At 48.6% G+C, this 23,760-nt stretch carries 26 protein-coding genes; 7 read left to right on the forward strand and 19 right to left on the reverse strand.

Annotated elements, in window-relative coordinates:
* Positions 1-132: 132 nt before the first annotated feature.
* Both PAECUDRAFT_RS24860 and PAECUDRAFT_RS17785 read right to left on the reverse strand, forming a co-directional pair.
* A complete protein-coding gene (locus tag PAECUDRAFT_RS24860) occupies positions 133-966 on the reverse strand; it encodes a permease prefix domain 1-containing protein (RefSeq protein ID WP_199558767.1) in 834 nt (277 codons plus the stop codon).
* Positions 966-1,301, reverse strand: a complete 336-nt coding sequence (locus PAECUDRAFT_RS17785; protein ID WP_006039520.1) for a PadR family transcriptional regulator — start codon at positions 1,299-1,301, stop codon at positions 966-968. Before PAECUDRAFT_RS17785 ends, PAECUDRAFT_RS24860 begins: the two co-directional genes overlap by 1 nt.
* Positions 1,302-1,500: 199 nt before the next feature.
* Here PAECUDRAFT_RS17785 and PAECUDRAFT_RS17790 point away from each other — a divergent pair, with 199 nt between their 5' ends.
* A complete protein-coding gene (locus tag PAECUDRAFT_RS17790) occupies positions 1,501-1,752 on the forward strand; it encodes a phosphopantetheine-binding protein (protein ID WP_006039521.1) in 252 nt (83 codons plus the stop codon).
* Positions 1,753-1,839: 87 nt separating this feature from the next.
* Here the strand turns inward: PAECUDRAFT_RS17790 and PAECUDRAFT_RS17795 are convergent, their stop codons facing one another.
* From PAECUDRAFT_RS17795 to PAECUDRAFT_RS17815, 5 genes are all read right to left on the reverse strand, one after another.
* Entirely contained in the window at positions 1,840-3,096 is a 1,257-nt protein-coding gene (locus tag PAECUDRAFT_RS17795; protein WP_006039522.1) for an outer membrane protein assembly factor BamB family protein, read from the reverse strand.
* A 36-nt stretch (positions 3,097-3,132) separates the two neighbouring features.
* Entirely contained in the window at positions 3,133-5,517 is a 2,385-nt protein-coding gene (locus tag PAECUDRAFT_RS17800) for a polyprenyl synthetase family protein (protein ID WP_006039523.1), read from the reverse strand.
* Between the two features lie 229 nt (positions 5,518-5,746).
* The gene (locus PAECUDRAFT_RS17805; protein WP_006039524.1) at positions 5,747-7,033 is read right to left on the reverse strand and encodes a glycoside hydrolase family 18 protein; all 1,287 of its coding nucleotides are present in this window, start codon (positions 7,031-7,033) and stop codon (positions 5,747-5,749) included.
* 137 nt (positions 7,034-7,170) lie between these two features.
* Positions 7,171-7,359: a hypothetical protein gene (locus PAECUDRAFT_RS17810; RefSeq protein ID WP_006039525.1), complete on the reverse strand. Its 189-nt coding sequence runs from the start codon at positions 7,357-7,359 to the stop codon at positions 7,171-7,173.
* 2 nt (positions 7,360-7,361) lie between these two features.
* On the reverse strand, positions 7,362-8,915 hold the full coding sequence (locus tag PAECUDRAFT_RS17815) for a hypothetical protein (protein WP_006039526.1): 1,554 nt from the start codon (positions 8,913-8,915) through the stop codon (positions 7,362-7,364).
* A 147-nt stretch (positions 8,916-9,062) separates the two neighbouring features.
* Between PAECUDRAFT_RS17815 and PAECUDRAFT_RS17820 the strand changes: the two genes are divergently transcribed.
* Positions 9,063-10,349 carry a sugar efflux transporter gene (locus tag PAECUDRAFT_RS17820; RefSeq protein WP_267879185.1) on the forward strand — a complete coding sequence of 429 codons (1,287 nt, stop codon included), beginning with the start codon at positions 9,063-9,065 and terminating at the stop codon, positions 10,347-10,349.
* A gap of 267 nt (positions 10,350-10,616) precedes the next feature.
* Here the strand turns inward: PAECUDRAFT_RS17820 and PAECUDRAFT_RS17825 are convergent, their stop codons facing one another.
* On the reverse strand, positions 10,617-11,540 hold the full coding sequence (locus PAECUDRAFT_RS17825) for a sigma-70 family RNA polymerase sigma factor (protein WP_006039528.1): 924 nt from the start codon (positions 11,538-11,540) through the stop codon (positions 10,617-10,619).
* 181 nt (positions 11,541-11,721) lie between these two features.
* Here PAECUDRAFT_RS17825 and PAECUDRAFT_RS17830 point away from each other — a divergent pair, with 181 nt between their 5' ends.
* Positions 11,722-12,165, forward strand: coding sequence for a carboxymuconolactone decarboxylase family protein (locus PAECUDRAFT_RS17830; protein ID WP_006039529.1), 444 nt, complete (start codon positions 11,722-11,724; stop codon positions 12,163-12,165).
* 134 nt (positions 12,166-12,299) lie between these two features.
* Here PAECUDRAFT_RS17830 and PAECUDRAFT_RS17835 read toward each other — a convergent pair whose 3' ends face one another.
* The 8 genes from PAECUDRAFT_RS17835 to PAECUDRAFT_RS17870 form a co-directional block, all read right to left on the reverse strand.
* Positions 12,300-12,566 (reverse strand): metal-sensitive transcriptional regulator, encoded by a 267-nt coding sequence (locus PAECUDRAFT_RS17835; RefSeq protein ID WP_006039530.1) that lies wholly within the window; start codon positions 12,564-12,566, stop codon positions 12,300-12,302.
* A 100-nt stretch (positions 12,567-12,666) separates the two neighbouring features.
* Positions 12,667-13,152: a DsrE/DsrF/DrsH-like family protein gene (locus tag PAECUDRAFT_RS17840; RefSeq protein WP_006039531.1), complete on the reverse strand. Its 486-nt coding sequence runs from the start codon at positions 13,150-13,152 to the stop codon at positions 12,667-12,669.
* Between the two features lie 25 nt (positions 13,153-13,177).
* Positions 13,178-13,405, reverse strand: a complete 228-nt coding sequence (locus PAECUDRAFT_RS17845) for a sulfurtransferase TusA family protein (protein ID WP_006039532.1) — start codon at positions 13,403-13,405, stop codon at positions 13,178-13,180.
* Between the two features lie 57 nt (positions 13,406-13,462).
* Complete coding sequence (locus PAECUDRAFT_RS17850) at positions 13,463-14,044, reverse strand: sulfurtransferase TusA family protein (RefSeq protein ID WP_006039533.1); 582 nt, start codon at positions 14,042-14,044, stop codon at positions 13,463-13,465.
* 36 nt (positions 14,045-14,080) lie between these two features.
* A complete protein-coding gene (locus PAECUDRAFT_RS17855; RefSeq protein WP_006039534.1) occupies positions 14,081-15,229 on the reverse strand; it encodes an MBL fold metallo-hydrolase in 1,149 nt (382 codons plus the stop codon).
* Between the two features lie 94 nt (positions 15,230-15,323).
* Positions 15,324-15,638, reverse strand: coding sequence for a rhodanese-like domain-containing protein (locus PAECUDRAFT_RS17860; protein WP_006039535.1), 315 nt, complete (start codon positions 15,636-15,638; stop codon positions 15,324-15,326).
* Between the two features lie 29 nt (positions 15,639-15,667).
* On the reverse strand, positions 15,668-16,063 hold the full coding sequence (locus PAECUDRAFT_RS17865; protein WP_233516784.1) for a rhodanese-like domain-containing protein: 396 nt from the start codon (positions 16,061-16,063) through the stop codon (positions 15,668-15,670).
* Positions 16,064-16,217: 154 nt separating this feature from the next.
* Positions 16,218-17,003 carry a sulfite exporter TauE/SafE family protein gene (locus PAECUDRAFT_RS17870; RefSeq protein ID WP_006039537.1) on the reverse strand — a complete coding sequence of 262 codons (786 nt, stop codon included), beginning with the start codon at positions 17,001-17,003 and terminating at the stop codon, positions 16,218-16,220.
* Positions 17,004-17,288: 285 nt separating this feature from the next.
* Here PAECUDRAFT_RS17870 and PAECUDRAFT_RS17875 point away from each other — a divergent pair, with 285 nt between their 5' ends.
* The 3 genes from PAECUDRAFT_RS17875 to PAECUDRAFT_RS17880 all read left to right on the forward strand — a co-directional run bounded on the left by PAECUDRAFT_RS17875 (position 17,289) and on the right by PAECUDRAFT_RS17880 (position 19,031).
* Entirely contained in the window at positions 17,289-17,684 is a 396-nt protein-coding gene (locus tag PAECUDRAFT_RS17875; protein ID WP_006039539.1) for a VOC family protein, read from the forward strand.
* Positions 17,685-18,000: 316 nt separating this feature from the next.
* Entirely contained in the window at positions 18,001-18,153 is a 153-nt protein-coding gene (locus PAECUDRAFT_RS25950; protein WP_006039540.1) for a hypothetical protein, read from the forward strand.
* Positions 18,154-18,383: 230 nt separating this feature from the next.
* Positions 18,384-19,031, forward strand: a complete 648-nt coding sequence (locus PAECUDRAFT_RS17880) for a hypothetical protein (RefSeq protein ID WP_006039541.1) — start codon at positions 18,384-18,386, stop codon at positions 19,029-19,031.
* 115 nt (positions 19,032-19,146) lie between these two features.
* On the opposite strand, the gene PAECUDRAFT_RS17885 is transcribed toward PAECUDRAFT_RS17880, so the two are convergent.
* The 3 genes from PAECUDRAFT_RS17885 to PAECUDRAFT_RS17895 all read right to left on the reverse strand — a co-directional run bounded on the left by PAECUDRAFT_RS17885 (position 19,147) and on the right by PAECUDRAFT_RS17895 (position 22,813).
* Positions 19,147-20,064 carry a hypothetical protein gene (locus PAECUDRAFT_RS17885; RefSeq protein ID WP_006039542.1) on the reverse strand — a complete coding sequence of 306 codons (918 nt, stop codon included), beginning with the start codon at positions 20,062-20,064 and terminating at the stop codon, positions 19,147-19,149.
* Positions 20,065-20,178: 114 nt separating this feature from the next.
* The gene (locus PAECUDRAFT_RS17890) at positions 20,179-21,501 is read right to left on the reverse strand and encodes an FAD-dependent oxidoreductase (protein ID WP_006039543.1); all 1,323 of its coding nucleotides are present in this window, start codon (positions 21,499-21,501) and stop codon (positions 20,179-20,181) included.
* A 112-nt stretch (positions 21,502-21,613) separates the two neighbouring features.
* Entirely contained in the window at positions 21,614-22,813 is a 1,200-nt protein-coding gene (locus tag PAECUDRAFT_RS17895; RefSeq protein WP_006039544.1) for a GGDEF domain-containing protein, read from the reverse strand.
* A 248-nt stretch (positions 22,814-23,061) separates the two neighbouring features.
* Here PAECUDRAFT_RS17895 and PAECUDRAFT_RS17900 point away from each other — a divergent pair, with 248 nt between their 5' ends.
* Positions 23,062-23,691 carry a YfbR-like 5'-deoxynucleotidase gene (locus PAECUDRAFT_RS17900; protein WP_006039545.1) on the forward strand — a complete coding sequence of 210 codons (630 nt, stop codon included), beginning with the start codon at positions 23,062-23,064 and terminating at the stop codon, positions 23,689-23,691.
* The last annotated feature ends 69 nt before the right edge of the window (positions 23,692-23,760 follow it).

The raw sequence follows: 23,760 nt of genomic DNA on the forward strand, positions 1-23,760 counted from the left end.
AGCTCAATATATCCATTATAGCATCTTTCCACACCATTAGCCCTGCCAAATATTATTTAATTTTTATCAATCCAAAATACGCACGATTCCAGGGCCAAGCTGCATGCCCCAGACAGGATATTCTTCACTCACTCATGCGGCCGCTCGAAGCCGCCAGCTCCTCATGCGCTCAACCAGCTTGTAGAGCAAATACGCCGCGACATTTAACGAGAGGAAACAAATGACCCAGAACACGTTCAAGCTCCCCCTGCGGTGCGCGTTCATTACGTTCCACAGCCCGAACAATAGCCAGTACAGGGCAAAGCAGACGACGGCGGTTACGAATAATACGTGCTCCTGCGGCGGGAATATCACTGAATTGTTATAGTAGATGTTCGCATACCACTGAATGCCGGTCACATCGGTCTCTATTCGCACTGGAAGATAGAAGCGATTGCCGGCAGAAGCTTCTTCGGAATCTGCAGGATACGCATACTCCGAAATCGGCACCGCACGTTTCTTTTGTGTCAATGACACAGAGCGGACAACGCCCTCGTGCCGCTCGACATAGGCCTGCAGCTCCGCATAAGGGATGCTGTTCGTTTGCTCAACAGAACCTTTCACTACCCCGAAATCATGATTCATATGATCGAAATTCGCCAGTCCTCGCTTCTCCAGCGTTCGAGAATAAGACACGAAGAAAACGGACAGCAGCAGAAAGAATACAGAAGCGACCAGCATCCATTTCTTAAAGCTTTTATGAAAGCGATACTCCCTCCTCAGCTCGGCGTTTAGATTCGACTCCTCCCCGAACCGCTGCAGGGCGATGGCCACACTTTCCTTCTCGGAGTACCCTTCCAGCCGCAAGGCGTTCACCGACTCGGTCAGATGGCTCCGGATCTCATCTTGGAACGAAGCCATCTCCTCCGACTCTAAATTGACATGCTTGCTCAGCGAGCGTACATAACGATCGATTGCCTTCATCATTAAACCCCCTTATAGAAAAGATCCATCATGTTCTTCAGAAAATCCCACTGCTGCTTTCGCTCGGTCAGATAGCGAATGCCTTCCTCGTTGATCTGGTAGTACCTTCGTCTCCCGCCGCCGCTTTCCGTCGATTCATTCCAATACGATCGCACCATGCCGTTCTTCTCCAGCCGCTTCAGTACGATGTACAGCGTTCCTTCCTTGATTTCGAATGTATGTTCACTTATGTCACGAATTCGTTTGCAAATTTCATAGCCATAAAGGTCCTCTTCCTTTAACTGGCTTAATATAACGCTCTCGATGTTGCCTTTGATCATCTCTTTATTCAGGTCCAAGCTAGCCCGCCCTCCTGTGGGTATTTATACCATAAACTACTCTATAGAGTATAGTAGTTTTGTGGCAGCTTTTCCTTTCTCACTTCATAGGAGTCTGGTAGAATAGATACAAACTATGGAAGCTTCTTACATAGCCAGCCTCCGCGGCATCGCAGTCCTGCTTGTTCGGTTTTGACTATTTAATAGGAGTGGATTCGGAATGGACGCAACTTACATGGAAAGTAAATTAAAAGAGATATTTATGAGTTTGGAAATCGCTTATCCTTCTAATGACTTTATCCATTTGGCCGAATGCGGCGCGAACTCTGTCAACTTCGTCAATATTATCGTCGGTTTGGAAACAGAGTTTAATATGGAAATACCGGATGAAGAGATCCTGTTCGAAAACTTTAAAAACTTGGCGCTCATCAAGAAGAAAATCATGACGAACGCCGCGAGCGTTCAAAGCTAATACCGGTAGCAGACCGCTTCCGATGCATTCAAAAAAGCACGAGCGCAAACCGCGCCGTGCTCTTTTTTTTGAAATTTCGTCCCATCATTAGTTAACCGATTTAATCATATACGTGCCTACATCACCGTTGGATGCCGCCGCAACGCCATCTTGACTGACATACAGCGGCAAGTATGCCGATCCGACAGCCTTAGTCAATACGATAAAGCGCTCGTTCCCATTCGGGTCCACCGAATATAGATGCCCGCCGTTATCGAGGAAATAGGCATTGCCTTGATTATCGCTCATTAAGGAGGCCCAGCGTATCTTGGCATAGCCGCTAAACCGAATCTTGTAATGCCATAGCACTTGTCCTTTTTCGTTAAACTTAATGATTCCGTTCCCCGCAGGCAAGCCATACGAATCTTCCTTCTCCGCCGCATAAAACCCGCCTTTGCGGTCATTCGGAAGGGCAAATCGGTCGTAGTCCGTATAATCGACCTTCGGGCTCTTAACGACCTTACCCGTTGTGACGCTGTAATAGACGTGCTTCATATGTTGAGCGGCTAGTATATATTGATCCTTACTCACTAACTTCAGCGACGCATCCGTCCCGATCTTTTCCTTCCAAACCACTTGACGCTTCGCATCCCGCTTCTCCAACCAGCCGTCTCGATCTAATAAATAGATGTTTCCTAATCGATCAACATCGATCGATATAATCGTCGTTTGCAGCCGGTCTAACTCGTTAATCAGAGTAGGCAGCTTCAGCTCCCATGCGATTGCCCCGTTCTGAATGCATACTAACGAGTCATTTGTTTTCGTATAGAAGGCATCCTTAAGCGCTACCGCGTCCATACTGAACATCTGCTGCAGCTCAGGGAACGTATATTTCCATTTGAGCTTGCCGTTCAAATCAAAGGCATAGAGCACATTCGGCTTAGTTGCCTTTAACATAATTGACGGAAAGACATACACATACAACGTTTCATCCTGACCAGGAATCAGCTGCTGATATCCTTCCTCCGGAATAGCCGCCTTCCACCTTTGCTTTCCTGCAGCGTCGAATGCAAACAGAGCATCTTCATCTATCCCCTTAAACACTTCAAAATTCCCGAGCCCATAGGTTAATTTGGAAGTAGGCGAATAATAAATATCCTTAGGCATCGTTCCTTGCGATAGGCTAGTAAATGTAAACGAAGTAGTCCCTCTGAATTGGCCTTGGTTTATGCCCTTAATGTTCAACGGCGCAAATTGACTCGGCGGAATTTGCTGCAATGTCCCTTGTGCAGCCACTAGATTAGAGCCTATTGCAAACAGCAGGCTAAGAATGATAAAACTTCGCAAGACGGTTTTGGACGACATTCGACTGTTCCACCTCATTGTTCGATATTAGGCACCCTAACGATCCCGGTGAATCATATAATTCAATAAATGCTTCAAAAACGTATTCTTTCTTGACAGCTTCTGCAGCGCCTCCAGCGCCAAGCAGTAATGGTCCCACATCTCCCGCTTGGCTCCCTCCAGCCCCAATACGGTCACGAAACTCGACGTGTTGTTGTCCGCATCTTGACCTACGGGTTTCCCGAGCAGGTTCGCATCCCCTTCCACGTCAAGCAAATCATCCTTGATCTGAAAAGCAATCCCCGCATGATACGCGAACGACTTCAATAGCCCGATTTCCTGCTCAGGCGCTTGCGCGAGAATGGCAGGCATGACGAGCGCAGCCTCGAACGCAATGCCCGTCTTATAGAAACAGATCGCGTTCAGCTGCTCCAGCGTCAACGGTTTCCCTTTGGCATTCAAATCCATCGCCTGTCCGGCACATAGATCCTCGGCCTTCTGGGACGAGTATCGAATCAAGGCCAGCACGCTTCTCGGGTCAAACTGCGCCAGTGACGCCTGCTCCTGCGTCGCCCGCTGGATCAGCAGCAGCCCAGTTAACTCTGCTGTGGCGCTATCATGCACCTCATGAAGCGTCGCACGCCCCCTGCGCGTAGGCGCATTATCCTGCGACGGCAGGTCATCGAAGATCAGGGAAGCCGTATGCATATACTCCAGCGACCGCAATAGCGGAACAAGCGATTCGGGGCGCATGCCATATTGCTGCACGCCCATTACCCAGGTTAAGATCGGGCGCAGCCGTTTGCCGCCTCCCGTCAGGCTGTAATTGGCTGCATCTATGAGCGTTCCTTTCATCGGCGGAATGTCCTCCGACTTGGCGATTTGCAGCGTGCTGTTGATCTGCTCTCGAACCGTTCGGACGGTCTCGACGAATTCATCCTTCGATTTCCGATCTGTTTGGAGAGAGGCGACCATCTGGTCTCGCAGCATTTTATCCAAAAAGTCAACGTCGTCCGCTCGGCTCACCATCTTCTGGACAAGTCGGTTGAATGCCGGGCTGCCGGTGTCCAATATTCCCATCATTTCGTTATACTTTTCCTTGCCAAGCCTTGCTTTACAGCGCTTCAAGCCATTAATGGCGCGATTCAAAATAACCTCGCGTGCCTTCGCATCGGAATGATACACACGGCGAATCAGATGGGCAATAACCGTCCAATACAATGCGAATGGGTTAATCAGATCGGGACGCTGATCGCGGTATTTAAGAAAATACGTGTATGGCGTCACTGCTCCGTCTCTCAAATCGTCCAACATATCGGCAAAATCGTCCGCCAACTGATTATAGATGCCGTAGTAGAACGTTCGATTATCGAAGCCCTCGTCCGCAGGAGCAGCGATAACGGAACGGGCGATCAATCGCGAGGAGGCCGATTTCAGAATGATCGGAAGATAAAGCTCTTCGTTCGTGTACGATGGATAGTCCAGCACCTTGGCACGATCAATTTCTTGGGAATGAAAGAATACATAGGCCTGTTCGAAAAACGAATGCTGTGCGTCTGGCTTCTGATGCTGCTTGATATAGTCGAATGCCTCTCCCAATTCCGCCTGTATGTATCGAATCAGCTCCTTGTTCGATCCTGTCCACTCCCCCAGCTCCGGCACGGCTCCCGACTGAAGGGCAGCACGGATGACTTGAGAATACTGCGCCTTCTCCTGAACGGTTAACACCTGCGCATCCAGCAAGTCGTCAATGAATGGATAGGTCAAGCCGTAGCAATAACCCAGCCTGATTGCTTCATCCAGTTTGCGAGCACGCGCGGCAGACGGCTCTCTGCCCTCGATCTCTTCCATTGCATGCAGAACTACGCCGAGGATAATCTTCATCAGCTTGCGCTGGGCATGCTCCGCATTCATCCCCTCCGGGATGTTGGCCGCTACCGTCTTCAGCTTACCGATCATCCAGATGACGGCGCCCTCTACGCCCTCCTTTTGGGCCCACCGATACAGCTCCACGATGCTAAAAAAGGCCGGCTGCCCTCCTCCGCTCGATGCGGTGGTTTGAATTAAGCGTTCCTTCATATCGGCAGCCAGACGCTGAATGCTTGCCTGCGTGTCCGGCGCATCGATCGCTTTGCCCAAATCTCTCATATACATATAGGAGACGCTGCGATCCAAGTAGTCGTCTAATTTGTTCGTATGCCTCAGCCATTGGATATATCGATAATCATCCCCAGCATGCGATTGCCGCTTTCTCCGCGGCAGCAAGGATAACCAAGATCGCCGTTGAACGTGTTTGCGCTGCCACAGCTGGATGTCCGCCATCAGATCAGGCACATAGACCTGTGTCTTCACTTGTTCAAATAGCAATGCAAAATAGCGAGCAGCCTTCTGTTCAGCAAGCTGATAGTTAGCATCCGCCTCTATGATCAATGTTTTATTCATATGGTGTGTTCCCTCGGATTCTATTGTTGTAATAACAGTATGCCTGTTACATACGGAACAAGCGCGATCTGGTTACGTAATCGTAACCAGTCGAACGATTTTACAGTATTCGACATTAACGGAGCAGGTTCCTGTCCGTTAATGCAAACAAAGCACCCCTATAGCCGTCGTCGGGGCTACACGTTGCGTGTTTTCTCCGATACGCGCTATGGGGGTGCTGCAGCAGCCGCTATTTTTTGATCACGTTAAAGTTGTCTTCAATCAGCAGCCAGTTTTGCGGGAAGCTCAGCCCCAGCTTCCAGTAGCTGATGCCCCGCAGCCCCAGCTCCTTAAGAAGATCGAATTTGGCCTGAATCGAACGCGCATCCTCGAACCAGACCACATGCTCCTTCTTATTATCGTCCCAATAATTGAAATGTGGGGCCTGCGCTTGCTCGTCGTACAAAATCGCTGCATTGCGCTGGCGAGCGAGGGCAATCGCCTGCTGGGGACTGAGCGCTCGGGCATAAGCCCCTCCCGGGACAAAGGGCAGCGTCCAGTCGTAGCCGTATAAGTTTTGGCCCATCATGATCTTGGAGGCTGGAATTTCCGTTAACGCATATTCCAATACATTTCGCACCGGTCCAATCGGCGATACCGGCATCGGCGGACCGCCGCTGTAACCCCATTCGTAGGTCATGATGACAACGAAATCGACGATTTGCCCATGCGTCTTGTAATCGTGCGCCGTGTACCATTCCCCCGCCTGCGTCGCGCTCGTCTTGGGCGCCAGCGCCGTTGAGATCAATAGCCCTTCCTGATGAATACGGGCAGCCGCCTTGCGCAGGAATTGATTATACGCTTCCCGGTCCACAGGTCGCAGATGCTCCAGGTCAAAATGAATGTCTCGAAAGCCCAACTGTCTCGCCGTTCGAATGACGTTATCCAGCAGCCGATTCTGCACCTGCTCATCATTCAGAATAATCCGTCCCAGCTCCGCGCTGAACTGGCCGTTCTCCAGATTCGTCACAACCATCATGAGCACCGCGCGATTCCTTCTCGCGATCTCGGCAAGCCCATTCAACGCAGGCGGCGTCAACGTGCCGTCCCGGTTAATGCGGAAGCTGAACGGCGCCAGGTACGTCAAATGCGGCGCCGCTTCGCGGGACGCATTCAGCAAGGGCCGCGCAACGCTATTGCCCCGCGGCTCCACATAAGCATTAATTTCCGCGGCGCGGCGCGGCCTCGGCGGGATGTATAGGCGCGTCCCGACAGCTAACGGATCGGTTAACGAAATGCGATTCACATCCGCCAGCGTTTGAGCAGTCGTTCCGTACCGCCGGGCTATACTCATCAGCGTATCGCCCGAACGTACCCAATAATACGTACCGACAATGGGAATGACCAGCGTCTGCCCGACAACCAATGTGTCATTAGGTGAAATCTCATTCGCTTCCGTTATCGCATCTATTGGAACCCCATACTCCTGAGACAATTCATAAAGCGATTGACCGGGCCGAATCACATGAATTTGCATGACAGCCTCCTCCGCTCGGAGCAACCTCGAATTTCTGGCATCTATAGACAGTATTCAGAGCCAGCCGAATTATGCATAACGAGAAAAAGGCGCCCGCGTGGGCGCCTCTTCACAATCTGCTCGGCTAATTGCCGCTTTTATCTGCTTGTCGTTACTAATTTATCTGCCAGCTCCACGCTCTTGAGCTGCTTCATCTCATTCACATGAATATCACTCTTGATCCGATCGGTAATTTCCAGTAGAATCGATTCCGTTTCTTCGCTTGTAAACGAATATGCCGTGCTTGGAAACGCCTCGCTTGCGAAACTCATCGTTTTGCTTCTCATGTTCATATTCCTCCTGCGGAAAGGTTATTTTCATACAAAGGATATGCAATCGGCAAAGTATAGTGTGATAGCATCTGAACTAGCTTTTCAAGCGGCTCGTTTGGTCGTCTCCAAGCGAAGAATCCGGGATAATGGATGGAAATCAAGCTTTCTAATCCAGAATACGTCGAAGCTGTCGCATCAAGAACAATTTCACCAAGCACTCTCTTATTCATGTATTCATCCTGCAAAGAAATCTCCGCGACCCAAATAAACTTGGGCATTGGCAACTGAGAATAAACCATTGCAATCGGCTTATCAATTCGTTCATTCACGTAATTCAGCGATCTGAATCGTTTGAACTGTCGGGATGAGGTGAGGAATAATCGGATAACCATAGGATTGCTCTCGCCATATCTATGAATACCTTCGACTTTACCCGAGTCGATAAGGTCATTTAATTGGTTTAAGGCATTGACTACGCCCATTTTCTCGTGAAATAAAATGTTCCGGGAAATCGTATCCGCTTCCGTCGCTTCAAGAAATATCCGCTTATATAAAGGAACGACGATTCCGTCGATGACAGGATCCTGATAGGTCGTCACCGCTGTATAATCCTGAACGGCAAACGGGACTTGATTATCATCCATTATAACATACTGAGGGAAAAAATCAGCCGAGTTCACAAAATGGATACCATTTGAATTTTTGGGAGTGATGTTCGTCTCCATCTTATCCGAATGGCCGATACAAACGACCGCATGGCCGACGGAAACGCCGTTTTGTTTAGCTTTTACGCTTAACGCGACAGGAATACCTGATTCCACATAATAATGTAGTATTCGTTTGAACTCGGGATCGAAGAAAGCGCCTATCCCCCTGGAATAAATTCTCGGCGAGAACCCGAAGCTTTTCACTAGGGAAGAAATCTGGACAAGCGACAATCCTTTGGAGGGAAGCACCCGTTCATTGGAACGGTTCAGAATCGTATCCACGATTTCGCTCGGGTATGCGACCTTATAATCCGCATATCTTGTGCCGTAATACTCCAATATACTCCACACCGAAGTTTCGGCGCATGTCATCGTTTCGGTATCTTGCGACGAGAAAGGAAACGAATCGATTTCGAATCGAACGCCTAGAATCGTCGGATTAAATCTCGTCGTTCGAACATAACATCGATCGATGTTTATTTTCTTCGGGTCCAAATACGTACGCCCCAAGCAGCCCGGACTGATCGGCTTCAGGACGGCAAACCCGATGAAACACTCCTGCAGCCGCTGATGCCCTTCCTCCGAGAAGAAATCCTCGAATGCAATATCGCCTGTATAGAATGAAATCCGCCTACAGTTCCGGCTAGCGTCAAAGTGCTTATTGGAGAAGTATTTATAATAGGAGTCCCTATAGACCTTATCCACATAATGGTTTTCGACCAAAACGGATACGGGCTTAATAAAGCGATCAAACAAATCTTTGATCCGGCTTTTATCCGCTGAGTTTGGCAGCAATAGCGCAATAAATTCATCAACCTCAGCGTCGTCATTTAGCAAATAAAGTTCAACTGGCTGCTTCGTCATACAGTATCTCCAATCAAGGTGAAAAAGCGCACATCTGTATAACAGTACCAATTCTGCTCTTTCTCTGCAAGCCTTTTCAATAAAATTGGCAATTCGCCTCCAGCAATGGACGCGCCCGCTCTCCACTCTATCATGGATACTTATGTTATGATAGAAAACACTAGACATAACAGTCCACAAGGGGTTGTCAGCGTGAGTTCATTGTTAATGGGCATAAAATCCAAATCGAGCAACTTATTTCGAGTGGAAGGCTTTCCTTCCCTGATTTTGATCAACATCCTGTTTGGCGTTTCATTCTCGTTCGTCCTGCCGTTCACTTCCCTCTTCGGCATCGATGAAGTCGGCATGTCCAATACGTCCTTCGGCGTCTTCATGACCGTCTCATCCATCGCCAATGTAATCGTTTCCACCTATATCGGTAAAATATCCGACGGAAACCTCAGCCGGCGAAGCCTTCTTCTGATCTGTTCATTAGCAGCGGCCGTCGGTTATGCCACTTATGCTTTTGTGCGCGATTACTATGTGCTTCTTATCGTCTCGTCGCTTGTGCTAGGCATTGCCTCCTCCTCGCTCGCCCAGATGTTCGCATATGCGAGGGAGCTGCTGACCCGTTCCCGCCTTCCCGAGAATGAAACGCCCCTCTACATGAATGTGTTCCGGACGTTTTTCGCTCTTTCCTGGACGATTGGGCCCGCTCTCGGATCGTTTATTTTGATTAAGCTTGGATTTAAAGGGCTGTATCTCTTTGTAGCCGCGATCTATCTTATTATCATCGTGTCCGTATTCTTCTTTATGAAGAAGAGTGACGATGTACAGGAGAAGGAGCTCCGGACTCGGGCTAGCGCGCCTTCCGTGCCTCTGCGCACGATTATTTTTCAGTCTCATATTCTCATCAATCTGATTGCATTTACGCTCATCAAGGCCGCAACAACGATTGGGTCCATGAATATGTCGCAATTTATGATCAAGGAATTGCATAGCGGCGAAGAACAGATTGGCATCGTGTTCAGCATTCCGCCGATTTTTGAGATTCCATTCATGCTGCTGACCGGAGTGCTCGCAACTCGAGTCGATAATCGCATTCTTATTCGCTTGGGCATGCTGAGCGCAACTTTGTATTTTACGCTGCTATACGTAGCATCCCACCCGTGGGAGGTTTATTTGATCCAAATTTTGAGCGCTGCAACCATCTCCATTACATCGGGCGTGGCGATTACCTACTTCCAAAACTTCATTCCCGATATGCCTGGAACAGCTACGTCACTGTACATGAACACATCTACGGTCGGGTCGATGGTCGCGTTTCTGCTCTTTGGCTTTACGGCAGAACTGTACGGCTATCGCTTCGTTAATCTCGTCTGCGCGCTGTTGGCTGTCGCTTCGTTGGTGCTGCTGCTGGCGGTGAGGAAACGCGAGGCTCGGGCGAGCGCATAAGAGTAACCCCCCCGGCCAGTGATGGCCGGGGGGGTTATTTAATGTGCCTGCTGTGACGCGAAATGCTCAGTACCGCAGCACTAACGCTAACGGACCGAGGAGACGTTATTGGGGCTAAAATAGTCAGATTGCAATTGTAACGGACCCCACAGCCGCTATTTGGCGTCTTCATCCCTCGAATCCGCGGGTTTGCGAGAAATAGCGGCGCTCGGGTCCTTTAGAAATATAAATACGCGGAAATTCAGCACTTAACGGCTATACGGTCCGTTAGCCATTCAAGCGACGATTCATTGAACGAGCCAACTCCTCACTAATGCGTCCATCAGCCGTACAGCTCTGCACCTTATCCGGATTCACAACGAAATACAGCCCCCGGAATACATGATCCTCAGACTCCATCTCCAGCATCAGCAAAGCCGCTGGATTCCCATTCTCGTAGAATACTACGCCCGGCTGACCGTTATGGACAGCCATTGCATACGTCAGATGCGCATACCGCTTGGCGGATACCCCGAGCAAGAACGCGACCACTCTCTCCCTGCCATACAGCGGATTAATCGCCGTATTCACTTTGCCGCCTCCATCGGATATGAGGATCGATGTGTCGGTCAGTAAACGTATTAATGTTGACGAATCCCCGCTCTGAAAAGCTTTTACAAACAGCTCAACGCATGCTGCCATATGTGCTTGGTCGGTTGCTGGCCGTACCCGATTCGGGTCCAGCTTCTTTTTGCCCCGGCTGTATATTTTACGGCAATTCGCCTCTGATTTGTCCAACAGCACTGCAATCTCCGAATAGGGATAATCATAACCTTCCCGCAGCACAATAATCGCTCTTTCCATCGGCTCCAACTGCTCTAACATGACCATAAAAGCATAGGACAGCGATTCTCGCTGCTCCACCACCTGATGCGGCTGCTGCCAATCCCCTTCGGATGCCGGCTCCGGGAGCCAGACGCCCGGGTAAACCTCTCTTCTCACCCTCGCGGATTGAAGCACATTCAAGCAGCGATTCGTCGTTGCACGCGCTAGATAGGTTTTCACGTGCTCAATCGAATCCAGATGATCGTGTACATCCAGGAATAGCTCCTGCACGATGTCCTCCGCCTCCGATACCGACCCAAGCATATGGTAAGCCACCGAATGCAGATATGGATAATAGGCAGCGTATGCCGTTTGTAAATCTACCATTACAATCCCCCCGAGACAAGAACTATATAAAGTGAATTTTATGTAAATATATGGTTATACAGATTCAAAAATAATTGTACATGCCTCATCAGGAAATAGCTATAAAATGATGTCACAAAATGGTTACCTCCTTTGTCTATATGAGGCTTAAGCAAACTTATATGAAGCGAGGAGATCAAACATGAGTACACGATTCGATTATTACAAGGCTTGTCCTGAAGCAACTGAGGCGATGTTAAAGCTGGAGGAATTCATTAAAAGCAGCGGATTGGACGCGAAGCTATACGAATTGATCAAGCTGAGAGCGTCGCAAATCAATGGTTGCTCGTACTGCATCGACTCCCATACGGGCGACCTGAAGAAGATGGGCGAGACCGACCAACGCTTGTATTTGCTGTCCGTTTGGAGGGAAGTTCCATTTTATTCCGAGCAGGAATGCGCGGTCTTGGCATTAACCGAGGCTGTATCGCGAATATCGGAGGCGGGCGTGCCGGATGACGTATACGAGCAAGTGATGAGGCACTACGACGAGCGGCAATTCATGGTGCTGATCATGGCCATTAACACCATTAATAGCTGGAACCGCATCGGAATCGCAACGCGGCTATTGCCCAAGCAAAAGTAATTGCCGCACAGGGCGGATCAACATGCTTCGGCACTGCATTCACAACAAAAACGCGAACACGTTAACGTGTTCGCGTTTTGATGATCGATATAAACTGCTGCACCTCAGCTGTAGCTGCTTGGCATACTTCGCTCTTATCTGCTCTTCACCAGCAGCTCGACAGCTTGCTTCACAAGCTTGCTCGTGTCCCCGCCCGTCTTCTGCTCGTCCAGGATGCATTGCTGAAGATTCTCGGCGACGATTTGAGCGATCGCTCGATCGGAAGCGTTGCGGACGGCCGACAGCTGGCTCACGACATCCTTGCATGATTTTCCTTCATCCATCAGACGCAGCACGCCGCGAACCTGCCCCTCGATCCGTTTCAACCGCGCTTTCAGCTCATCCGAGTAGTTGTATTCCATCTCTTCCTCACCCTTTCATCGAACGCACACTTACAAATACAAGTATGGGTATATTATAAAGCAAACAAGAAAGCATTCATACCGTCTGTCTACGTCCGCGTTAGATGAACAGGTTCACGTTGCCTTCGGAAGCATCACCGAGATAAGCAGCCACGCCGCCTAGCTCGATGCCGTCCAGCAGCTCCTCCTGCTGCAAGCCCAGCAGATCCATCGTCATCGTGCACGCAACCAACTTCACGCCCATCTCCTGCGACAGCTCAATCAGCTGCGGAAGCGTCATTGCATTATGCTTCTTGATGACATGCTTGATCATCTTCGGCCCCATGCCGAACATCTGCATCTTGGATAATCCCAGCTTGTTCGCTCCTCGCGGCATCATCCACCCAAACATTTTTTCCAGCAGCCCTTTATTCGTCTGGACCGGCCCTTCCTTCCGCAGCGTATTCAGCCCCCAGAAGGTTGAGAAAATGGTCACTTCGTGATCATACGCCGCCGCGCCATTCGCAATAATGAACGCAGCCATCGCTTTGTCATAATCGCCGCTGAACAACACAATGGTCGTTTTCTTCTTCCCCGTCTGTTCCATCACGTTTCTCCTCCCCCTTCTCCTATCAGACTTTGCGTACGTAAAACTTATAGACGCCTTGCTCTTCCTCATGCTTGATCAGTTCATGGTTCGTTTGCTTCACCCATGCTTGGAAATCATTAACCGAACCTTTGTCCGTCGACAGCACTTCCATCACTTGGCCGGGCAGCAGGCTATCCAGCGCCTTCTTCGCTCTAACGATCGGCATTGGGCATGCCAGTCCTTTCGTATCAACAACCAGATCCTTATTCATATTGTTAGCCTCCTCAGATTTGTTGGCCGCATGGCCGTTTGATGATTCGTTTTCGTATTAAAACTGTTCCGTCGGCCCATTCCACTCCGTCATGCCTGGCACGACATTCGCGACGCGCTCGAAACCTTTGTCCTGCAGCAGCTGGCAAGCCAAATCGCTTCGCGTACCCGTCCGGCAGATGACGGCGATAACGTTGTCGCCAGACAGCTCCCCAAGGCGACTTTCCAGCTCGCCAAGCGGAATCGATATTGCGCCAGCGACATGCTGGAACGCATACTCTGCAGGCTCTCGCACATCCAGAACCGTTATCGCTTCGCCGCTGGCAAGCCTCGTTTGCAACTCGTCTGCCGACATCGTAATTGCATACTTCGATTCCGGCTTCAGCTCATTCGGGCTTGATTTGCGGATATAATGCTTGAGCACAGCGTTTTCCTCAATCGTACCCAAGTATTGATGGCCGGTCGTTCTAGCCCAGCCTTGGATGTCGGCCAGCGAGCCTTTGTCCGTCGCCTGAATTTCGACAACCTGCCCGGACTGCACCGTCTCGATGGCCTTCTTCGTCTTCACGATTGGCATCGGGCACGCCAGCCCTTTGCAATCGAGCGTAAGATCCACTTGAATCTGTTCATGCATAGTCATTGTTGGTATCCCCTTTCTATCTTCGAAAAGTTAAGCTTATTTATCATGAATCGCGCAGCGGTTTGGACCGATCTCCATCTCGCGCTGCTCCTCGGCAGTCGGCGTGATTTTGCCCATATTCGTATGCCGGATTTCCTGGTAAGCGTTCGGCTGCGGCGGCAGATTCTCCGTCACGGCCCGGCGGAATTCCGCTTCGTCCTGCATATTAAGACCCGGATTGTGCTTGTACAGGTCCCCCAGACGAGCGGATACTTTACCGCCTTCGCCAAGCTCCGTCATTTTGCCAAAATGGGCTGGAAGCACGATCAGCTCCTCGGACAGCTCCCTGTAGCGGCTGTACAGCGTGTCGCGAAGATCGCCCACCCAGTCTTCCGCAAGCCCCGCCAAGTCAGGGCGTCCGATCGATTCCACGAACAGAATATCGCCAGACAGCAAGTAACGATCGTCAACGATAAAGGACGTACTGCCGATCGTATGGCCCGGCGAGTATAACGCTTGGATGACAATCCGCGTTCCACCAACCGTTATTTCGTTGCCGTCCTGAAGTGGTTCGTACGCGAATTGCACCTCCTCGGCATCCTTCGGCGGGAGCCAATACGTGGCGCCTGTCTTTTCCGCAAGGGAGCGGCCGCCGGAAATATGGTCCGCGTGCAGATGCGTATCAATCGTGTGCTTGAGCTGTACACCCTTCTCCGCTACAAATTGCTCATACACGTCTGTCATGCGAAGCGCATCGACCACTGCGGCTTCGCCGCCCGATACGACCATGTACGACAAGCAGCCTTTGCCGATTCGAACGAACTGATAAAGCTCGCCCCCATCCCGCAGATCGCCGACCTTCACCGGCTCAAGGTACTCGCTCCATGCCTTCATGCCGCCTTCGAGGTAGAAAATATCGGACCGGCCCGTCTCGGCCAACTGCTCCGCCACGAATATGGACGAGCCCTCCTTGGCGCATACGACAAGCACTTTTCCCTCTGCCGGGATGCGGTCCATCACTGCGTCCACGCCTTCAAGCAATTCGAAGTACGGAACGTTTATCGATTCGATCGTCTCCCCTTCAATCCGCCAATCGTTGTAATCTCCCTCGTTGCGAACATCCAGAATAAACAACGGCTTTTGGTCCAAAATAAAACGGGTAACTTCCTTCGCTGCCATCGGGTGATACGTTGTTGATGTTGTCATTTATGCTCGCTCCTCTTTTTATACCCATAGGGGTATGTTTATGTGAAAATTTTTTTGCCTCTTCAGGCAGCCTCATTAACACGCATATATACGATCAGAACTCGATGCTACCCTTCCAATTCAGCATGCCGCCCGACATATTGACGACCTTATAGCCAAGGGACTCCAAATGCTCGCATGCCAGCCCGCTTCGATTCCCGCTGCGGCATACGATGATCGTCTCCTGCTTCGGATCAAGCTCGGTATGCCTGCTGCTGATTTGGCCTAGCGGAATATGCTTAGCGCCTGCGATATGGCCAGCATCCCACTCATCCTGTTCGCGTACATCAACGATGTGCAGTGTCTTTCCTTGTTTGATCAACTCGGCCACGTCATCCGATGTCATTGCTTTCGAGAACTTTCCAGCCATTGTGCTCGCTCCTTTTATGATCTGTCGGTTTATTTTTTCAATTGCCCTCGCCATGCCATGATTCCGCCTTGCAGATGTGCGAGCTCTCGGTATCCGTTCTTCGCGAGAATACGCGCGGCTTGCTTGCTTCGCATTCCGCTTCGGCAGTACAGGTATACGCTTCGGTCAGAAGGAATTTCGTTTAGCCGCTGCTTCAGCCGCGACAACGGAACATTAATCGCTCCTGCAATATAACCTTGCTTGACCTCGCTCGGTTCGCGAACATCAATTAAGACATGATTGCGATTCGATTTCAGTTCATTCTGCAATTGGTCGGCGTTCAGGCCGCGGAGTCCTTTCACCCCTGCGAACCGCTTGGCAATAAACCAAACCATGCCGACAACAATCACTATGTTAATCGCAAGATTTTGATCCAATGCACTCACCTCCTATACTGGGGATGATGAATCTTTTATACCCCATGGGGTATGTTTTAGGTTAAAAAAATAGATCAACAACTTGCTCTTATCATATACCCTATGGGGTATAATTGCAAGTGCTAAAACACTGGGTAAATTTGGTTAATCCGTCATCGCGCCCTTACAAGAGCATATCCAGCCAAATTTTGATAACCGTTGCCGTAATCAAGCCTGCAAGCAACAATTGCAGTACCTTCACGTTCATCTTCTGGCCGATCTTCGCGCCAATCGGCGAACCTATAATACTCGCCACAACCATGACAATGGACGGAATCAGCAGCATATGGCCGCCCATCGCTTTGCCAACCGTTGAGCCAATGGAGGCGATAAAGGTAATAGCCAGAGAGGATGCAATGGCAACCCTCGTCGGAATTTTCAACACAACGAGCATGATCGGTACCGTAATAAAGGCGCCAGCGGCGCCTACGACGCCTGACAGAATACCAACGATCGCAGCAGTTAAAGATGCAATTAGACGATTGAATTTGAGCTCGGCGTACTCCCCATTCTCAGCGCCTTTCTTCGGCATAAACATCATGATCGCCGCAATAAGCGCCAGTACTGCATACGTTAAATTGATCGCCGAGTCCGGAAGAAATTTGGAGCCGTAACCCCCGATAAAGCTGCCAATAACGATTGGAATGCCCATATAAAGCACGAGCTTTCTGTTAATCAAGCCGCTTTTCCGATAGGCGAATACACCCGCGATTGTTGCAAAGAATACTTGTACCGCGCTGACCGCCGATACCTCCTGTGCCGTAAAAGCGACAAACCCGAGCGCCGGCGGAATATAGAGCAGCATCGGATATTTAATGATGGAACCGCCGATGCCAACCATGCCGGAGATGAACGACCCGATTAAGCCAATCGCAAACAACGTAAGAACCCAACCCAGACTTAGATCCATATGAATGCTCCATTCTTTGTTAGTAATATGGATAAAGGACGACCACATACCCTATGGGGTATAAAATTTTGCATAAAAAACGCGGCCAGCCAGATACTAACTGAACGGCCTCTCCCCGCTGCATAGATGAACCCTGCCTCCCTTTCGATACGACATATTCATGCTACATATACCCCTATGGGTATTATATTATGCCGTTATCCGATCCATGTCAATAGAGATGAAGAAGGAAAGGATACCCTAATAGAAGAATCATGTATTAAGGTCGAAAATAAGGAGGTTATGATGGGCAAAGTCGTTCATTTTGAGATCCATGTCGATGATATGGATCGTGCGAAGACATTTTATGGCGAGGCGTTCGGCTGGACATTCGAGGATTGGAGCGCGTACGCTGGCATGCCCTATTTTGGCGCTACGACAGGCGATGCCGACGCTATGGGAATCAACGGAGCCTTGATGCAGCGTCAAGGTCAGCCGCCGCAGCCGGGCCAAGCATTGAATGGCTTTGCTTGTACACTGGGCGTTGAAAACTACGATGCTACCGAAGCAAAAATCCTCAGCCTTGGCGGCAAGCTCGCATTGCCGAAATATGCCCTGCCCGGCATGGCGTGGCAAGGCTATTATTTGGACACGGAAGGGAATTTGTTCGGCATTCATCAGCCGGATAAGGATGCGAAATAGTCTAGATCGCTGCCTGTTCATCGGCGCATTTACGACAACCCGACCGCGCGCGGCCGGGTTGTTCGTCCAGTTGCTTGTCTAGCTTCCTCAGTCAGTTCCCCGCCTAATCAAGCCAAGAAGCAAGCATCCAGGATCTTCACCACGAATCAATCATTTTCGGTTAATGCTCTAATCTGCAACAATAGTGACATCCCACAAGTGTAGTTTCAGATTAAAATAAATAGTAATGTTTTTACAACCCTTTTTCTATGTACAATAACTATTACAACCGCTGCATAGTATAATAAACAGAAAATATATGAAGAAGGTGAAGGATATGAAATATAGGATTACCGAATTTGGTAACAACCCAAACATTACCCAACCGGAAGTATTAAAGGAAATAGAGATTGATTCCGCTTTCTTAAAAACCCTCATGCAATTAATGGTAGGCTATGATGATACTTTAAAAAAGTTAAAAAATCGCTAACATCCGCAACCACGCCGCCCGATTTATACAAATACGATCTGTCACCATCCTTCTACATTTCGAGCGAGGATCGTAGTCTTGGAACATACATGGTGGAAGCAAACCCTTAGTTGTGCATAACTATTCGACGCAGTGTGATAGTCATGTGATATTGCAATGTACAAGCTCCCTTGCTACTTCCTTGCTCTGATATAATATTAGTGTCGTTTGAATATAGAGGAGGATGAGGAATGACAAACAAAGAACGAGTGATTGCAACTTTATCCAATTTGGAATTATGTGATGACTGCTTGTCCGTTGCATCGAGTGTTGCACCGAGACAAACCGTCTATTCAATATGCCGTTCTTTATTTGAAGAAGCATACATTTTCAGGCATCATGGTATATGCGAGCATTGCCACAAAGCAAAAACAACAAACCAGCTTCAAAATAAAAGAAATCATCTCGAGGAGATGCCCAAACCTGAGTTAAAGATTGATTCATCCACCAAACCATGGTTTTGGGAGGGGAATGTACAAAGTCACGTAGTGAGTTATCTTGCTAAAAATAGCTACAAAATTCGAAGTATAGCTGATACTGCGTCCCGAACAGCCGGTAAAGATATAATTGCACTTTCACCTGAAGGCAAAGAGATTTGGATAAGTGTTAAAGGCTACCCCGAAAAGAGCTCAAATGTTCAAGCACGCCATTGGTTTTCCAGTGCTCTATTTGATCTCATCTTATATTATGGAGAAAACCCCCAAGTGCAACTCGGCATAGCTCTCCCAAAAGATTTCACTACATATGCTAATTTACTTCCTCGTGTCGGCTGGCTTAAAGCTCAGATGCAATTCAATGTATTTTGGGTTAGTGCAGAAGGAACCGTTACAGTAGAATAATTAAATCGATCTCAAAAAAACTGAACCCTTGTCCTCATTAACTGTCATGGATCTTTAAGGACAAAGGTTCGTTTCCCCGACAGCAACCTAAGATATAACATAATTCCTACAAACATTAATCCTCTATGCTAGCTTTCACTGATTTCAAAATGGCAGCATGCGTTTTTCTTAAACCAGAAACATCTTTAATCTTATCGATTACTTCACTTTCGAAGTGTGCGGGGCGAAGCAAATTGGACCTTTTGGCAACGTAACCATTACTAATATAATAGTTAACAGTCACCACTGGGGCATTTGACGATAATACAATATTCAATACTTTAAATAATTTATCTACATTTCTACTGATCATTTTAAAGCTGTCACTGAAGAAGAATGGTTGCTTCCCTTCCATAACAAAATTCAAAATGTGTTGTAGTTGATCAGTAATAGTCGGATCAATGCCACTTTGGACCTCCACCGTCTTCATTCCATCACTCATCTTTGGATTAATAAATATAGTGGATGAAGCTTGATCACATTCAATGGGATTGTACTTAGTATAGCTTTTGCACTGGCTAAGATTTTTAATTGCTTCCCAAGCTATAGGATATTTACTCGATAAGTCAATATAAGGATTGTTAGCATTATCCACTAAAGAAATAGCCACTGTATTGGGATCATGTTTATTGAAATAATTTATGGCCTTACCAGTGATCTCCCTAATCAATTTATCATCGATAATTACCTTGGACAATCCAAGTCTTCTGGCAGCAGCTAGTGTACTTTTCATATCTTCAATCAAACTGTTTCGTATAGCAACTACTACTAACGACTTGGTTAATAAATCTGCATCCGGCTTATAATAATAGGCCTCTTCTAACCCCGTCAGTAATATCGTATTACGAATCTCTGGTTGCTTCCAAAGATTAATTACGGAAGCCAACCTATACTTGATATCCCTTTTCACTTCACTGGCTGATTGCACATTTGCTCCATAGTAAATTAGTTGTGGTAGAAGTATATTTTCCACATAATCTTCAATCAAATTCATGATTCCACTCAATCCCTCATTAGTTTTATTGCATTACTGATTCACGGGAATCCACGCAATCTTAAATATAGACCAACATTATTCAAACCATGCTGCTATTGAATTAATCCAATACTATTTCCCCCGAAAAATCCGCCTCAACATCGAAACCCGGAAAAACGCGGTTGAGGAACGCTTCAGATTCATCACCTGCGCTAACCGCAAATAAACCAGGCTGTCATGGGCCGACGCCTGATAGATTTTCTTGGTGAACCACTTTTGCACACCGATTCCGAACGGCCTCTTGCCCACAATAGCAGGATGTCTGTACGCTTCGACGAGCGCCATGCTCCAAGGGTCATCGGTAAGCTTAGGCAGCTTATTCCAATAGCTTCGGACGACCGTATCCATCGATTCACCGTTCAGCATACGCTCCAGCTCCGCATGCAGAATTTCCGCCTCCATGGCAGCTACCGTCATCCCTTGGCCGTACAGCGGATCGAACCGGCAGTAGGCATCCCCGATCATGATGAAGCGCCTCGGGAGCTTATCGATCATATCTTTCCGTTTACGCGATTGCGAGGAAATTTTATAAATTTTCATTTCACTGATCGGCGTAGCTTGTTGAATAAAGCGATATATATCCGGCTGAGGAAGCCGTTTCGCAATTTGCTCGAATTCCTCTTCGGTTTGGGGAGGCTCCTGCAAGTACCCTCCGAGCGTAACGCCGATTTGTCCATTTTCAAAAGGAATGACGACCCCTGCATAGGGCTGCTCCGGCAGCTGGGCCGATATCATCAGATTGCTCCATCCGCGATCGACCCCGTCGTTACTATAGAAGCGCGTAGCATAAAATAGATTAATTTGTACGACTTCGCTCGCGTCTGTATCGATATTCAACCACTTCAGTGCTTGAGCGCCCGCTCCGCTCGCTTCAACGACCAGATCCCCCGGCATCGCTTCTTCATGGCCAGACGCTTCGTCTCGGACCTTGACCCCCTGAACATCCTTCTTATCCTCGGAGACGATGATACCCGTTACACGGGAACGATACTGAATGGAGACATTCGGAATTTCCTCGACCCGCTCGCGAACATGATGCTCAATGAACGGCCGCGTTTGCTGCACCGCTCGGATTCCACTGTGGAACCGCTGCTTCCATTGCCCAAAATGAAACCACTGCAGATCATTCGTAAAATCGGTCACGACACTTCCGTTCTGAATCATTTCCTGAATAATGCCCGGGAACAGCCTCTCCAGAATCTCTTGGCCTCGTTCAAGCAAAATATGCGAATGATAGCTTTGCGGCACCTTGCTCCGAGGCGTTGGGCCATCCGGGGAAGCATCCGCCTCCATGATGATGACTTCATTAAACACATCAGACAACGCTCTCGCTGCAAGCAGTCCCGCAATGCTGCCCCCGATCACGATCGCCCGCCCTGCTCTTTTTTGCAACATATTAGGTTGAGCCCTCCGCGGATATATTGAAATTTTTATCGATTATACCATGGATTTCAATTCCGTATTCAGCATAGTTTGGCGCGCATGACGAACAGAAAAAACCACTGCCTCAGGAGGCAGTGGTTGATTCATTGCGTTCATCCAAATATCCATCAAGGTGTGCGCGCTGCACATGATTACGACCTTTGTTCTTTGCCATATACAACGCCTTATCGCAGGATGAATAAAGCGTACTTAGCTCGGTCTGTCGGTCCGGAACAATCGTAATCACCCCTATGCTGATCGTATACGCTGCGGGCAAGCCTCGGGAGGCCGCGCCCCCTAGCGATTCTTTCATCCTTTCGGCTAGTCGATTGGATGCTGTCTCGTCCATCCCTAGCAGCATGATGCCAAACTCATCGCCGCCGTAACGAACAAACAGCGCTTCCCGATCCAGCTGGCTTCGGATTTGCGACGTCATATCCTGCAAAACCTCGTCCCCCGCCATATGCCCGTACGTATCGTTAATGACTTTAAAGTTATCAATGTCGAACAGCAAGAAGGAGATCGGCATCCTCCGCTTCGCATGTTCAGCCAGGCAGCGGTTCGCTTCCAAGGCAAACGTCCTGCGGTTCAACGTATTCGTCAAATCGTCAAAGCTGGCCAACCGAATCAGCTCTTGATCCGATTTCTCCTTCAGCAGCAGCACGAACCCCGAATTTTCCACGATCATGAGAAGAAACAGCGACAAAACCATTAGTGTCTCAAAAATGCTGGGCGTAAATGTCTGTATGCGACTACCGGACAACAGCGCACCTGCCCCTTTTAGACATCCCAATGCAAAAACAAGCACATACAGAAAACCCGTCACTCGCATGAGCGCAGTCGCCGATCTTCGGATGAGCATGCGATACACCGGGAACAAAATGACCGTAGATACCATCGAGGAGTACGCTACTCTCACGCTTTCTTTGTTATAAAAAAGCTCAAGCAGCGCGAACCCGACGATGCTTAACGCCGTTAACGCATAATAGATCCTTCTCGTCCTCGGACGGAGTTCTTCTCGTAGACTCAGCAAGGCCATAATCTCGCAAGCAGCAGCTATATAGAGCATCGCGTTAATAATCAATAAATACAGCATGCTCGGATGCTCCGGACGAAGCGCCGAGCCTAGCCATGCGACAGACTCCGCGCACTTGCCTAACAGGAACAAGTGAAGCAGCTTGTTTTTCGGCTGGCCGTACCAGTAAGCGCCGATCAGGATGGAAGTAAATAAATGTCCGAGTCCGATTAATACGAGAACCGTTTTCGTATCCACATGCAAATTCATTGTTCTGCACCAACTTACGCAGGGTTATTTAAATTTTTTGTTGATTTGGCAATTTCATTAAACTCATTAAGAGTATACCACATAAATTGTCGGCGCTTTGTTGAAATACCATGTATCATTTGGGGCGTTAACGATTGTTCAGATTAAGGAAGCATATCCCTGTTCAAGTTAATCGTCGATTAACAAATCAACCTTATACTAAGCGTATCGCAACCAACCATCCCTTTTTCCAGAAAGGAATCCACCATATGGGTATCCATACGTATTTTCAATCGCTAACCGATTTGGAACGAATCATTCGCTGCCCAGGTAAATTCAAATTCCAGGAGCATAGCGTTTCGGCTCATTCCTGGAAGGTCGTCCAATACGCGAAGACGTTGGCCGATATTGAAGAAAGCAATGGCGTTGTCGTGGATTGGAAAAAGCTATATGAGATTACGACCAGTCATGATTACGGCGAAATCTTCATCGGAGATATTAAAACGCCCGTGAAGCACTATTCGCTAGAGCTCCGCGCCATGCTGCAAAAGGTGGAAGAAGGCATGGTCGAGCATTTCATCGATGAGCATATTCCCGAGGACCTCAAGCACATCTTCCGCAGACAGCTGCGCGAAGGCAAAGACGATTCCGTGGAAGGACAAATTTTAGAGGTCGCCGATAAAATGGATCAAATCTACGAGGCGTTCGCAGAGCTCCAATTAGGGAATACGGAGAAGGAATTTATCGTCATGTACCGCAATGCCCTTATCAAGATCAAACAAATCAACCTGCATTGCGTGGCATATTTTCTGCGAAATATTTTACCCGACTTGGTTCGAGAAGGATCTAGGTCCCCCATCGATATTGAAAAGATTACGAAGGAAGCGTTGGCTTCTTAGCGTCGCTCCCCTTATTCCAATAGCAAAAAATCCACTACCTCATGCGGTAGTGGATTTCCCCAAGTTAGG

It is taken from the genome of Paenibacillus curdlanolyticus YK9, assembly GCF_000179615.1.
Classification (GTDB): domain Bacteria; phylum Bacillota; class Bacilli; order Paenibacillales; family Paenibacillaceae; genus Paenibacillus_T; species Paenibacillus_T curdlanolyticus.

Coding starts and splice junctions, on each gene's coding strand:
- PAECUDRAFT_RS24860 (WP_199558767.1), bottom strand. CDS start 966: ATGATGAAGGCAATCGATCGTTATGTACGCTCGCTGAGCAAGCATGTC.
- PAECUDRAFT_RS17790 (WP_006039521.1), top strand. CDS start 1,501: ATGGACGCAACTTACATGGAAAGTAAATTAAAAGAGATATTTATGAGT.
- PAECUDRAFT_RS17795 (WP_006039522.1), bottom strand. CDS start 3,096: ATGTCGTCCAAAACCGTCTTGCGAAGTTTTATCATTCTTAGCCTGCTG.
- PAECUDRAFT_RS17800 (WP_006039523.1), bottom strand. CDS start 5,517: ATGAATAAAACATTGATCATAGAGGCGGATGCTAACTATCAGCTTGCT.
- PAECUDRAFT_RS17805 (WP_006039524.1), bottom strand. CDS start 7,033: ATGCAAATTCATGTGATTCGGCCCGGTCAATCGCTTTATGAATTGTCT.
- PAECUDRAFT_RS17810 (WP_006039525.1), bottom strand. CDS start 7,359: ATGAGAAGCAAAACGATGAGTTTCGCAAGCGAGGCGTTTCCAAGCACG.
- PAECUDRAFT_RS17815 (WP_006039526.1), bottom strand. CDS start 8,915: ATGACGAAGCAGCCAGTTGAACTTTATTTGCTAAATGACGACGCTGAG.
- PAECUDRAFT_RS17820 (WP_267879185.1), top strand. CDS start 9,063: ATGATAGAAAACACTAGACATAACAGTCCACAAGGGGTTGTCAGCGTG.
- PAECUDRAFT_RS17825 (WP_006039528.1), bottom strand. CDS start 11,540: ATGGTAGATTTACAAACGGCATACGCTGCCTATTATCCATATCTGCAT.
- PAECUDRAFT_RS17830 (WP_006039529.1), top strand. CDS start 11,722: ATGAGTACACGATTCGATTATTACAAGGCTTGTCCTGAAGCAACTGAG.
- PAECUDRAFT_RS17835 (WP_006039530.1), bottom strand. CDS start 12,566: ATGGAATACAACTACTCGGATGAGCTGAAAGCGCGGTTGAAACGGATC.
- PAECUDRAFT_RS17840 (WP_006039531.1), bottom strand. CDS start 13,152: ATGGAACAGACGGGGAAGAAGAAAACGACCATTGTGTTGTTCAGCGGC.
- PAECUDRAFT_RS17845 (WP_006039532.1), bottom strand. CDS start 13,405: ATGAATAAGGATCTGGTTGTTGATACGAAAGGACTGGCATGCCCAATG.
- PAECUDRAFT_RS17850 (WP_006039533.1), bottom strand. CDS start 14,044: ATGACTATGCATGAACAGATTCAAGTGGATCTTACGCTCGATTGCAAA.
- PAECUDRAFT_RS17855 (WP_006039534.1), bottom strand. CDS start 15,229: ATGACAACATCAACAACGTATCACCCGATGGCAGCGAAGGAAGTTACC.
- PAECUDRAFT_RS17860 (WP_006039535.1), bottom strand. CDS start 15,638: ATGGCTGGAAAGTTCTCGAAAGCAATGACATCGGATGACGTGGCCGAG.
- PAECUDRAFT_RS17870 (WP_006039537.1), bottom strand. CDS start 17,003: ATGGATCTAAGTCTGGGTTGGGTTCTTACGTTGTTTGCGATTGGCTTA.
- PAECUDRAFT_RS17875 (WP_006039539.1), top strand. CDS start 17,289: ATGGGCAAAGTCGTTCATTTTGAGATCCATGTCGATGATATGGATCGT.
- PAECUDRAFT_RS25950 (WP_006039540.1), top strand. CDS start 18,001: ATGAAATATAGGATTACCGAATTTGGTAACAACCCAAACATTACCCAA.
- PAECUDRAFT_RS17880 (WP_006039541.1), top strand. CDS start 18,384: ATGACAAACAAAGAACGAGTGATTGCAACTTTATCCAATTTGGAATTA.
- PAECUDRAFT_RS17885 (WP_006039542.1), bottom strand. CDS start 20,064: ATGAATTTGATTGAAGATTATGTGGAAAATATACTTCTACCACAACTA.
- PAECUDRAFT_RS17890 (WP_006039543.1), bottom strand. CDS start 21,501: ATGTTGCAAAAAAGAGCAGGGCGGGCGATCGTGATCGGGGGCAGCATT.
- PAECUDRAFT_RS17895 (WP_006039544.1), bottom strand. CDS start 22,813: ATGAATTTGCATGTGGATACGAAAACGGTTCTCGTATTAATCGGACTC.
- PAECUDRAFT_RS17900 (WP_006039545.1), top strand. CDS start 23,062: ATGGGTATCCATACGTATTTTCAATCGCTAACCGATTTGGAACGAATC.